This window comes from Dellaglioa sp. CoH-57-MRSF-19 (assembly GCF_056781975.1).
This window is the reverse complement of the sequence record NZ_JBXAXW010000260.1, coordinates 1-279: the sequence shown is the minus strand read 5'-3', so window position 1 is coordinate 279 and position 279 is coordinate 1. Positions and strand designations below refer to the sequence as shown.

Sequence of the window (279 nt, the reverse complement as noted above, 5' to 3'; positions counted from 1 at the left end):
CCGATTCAGGGGTTTGCATCGGAGATCGGGGTTCGGGCCGGCCGCGAGATCATGGAGGCCTACTACGATGCGCTGCCTCAGTGGCGCGAATGGTTGGGTCTCGAAGGTACGGACTGGGATTGGCGCATGATCTTCAACCGTACCGTGCACGACGCGAACTACTACTCGGTCCCCTACGAGATGGTAATCCCGTTCCTGCACATGATGCAGTACCAAGCAACGTACGGCGTGACGAACGCGTTCAAGCGTGATTTCAACATCAAGTTCACGATTGAGCCC

Annotated in this window: 1 protein-coding gene; it reads left to right on the top strand. The window is 57.3% G+C overall.

From position 1 onward, the window contains the following. Nucleotides 1-279: hypothetical protein (locus AC1RO3_RS09155; RefSeq protein WP_481764108.1), on the top strand; the 279-nt coding region annotated here is incomplete at both ends.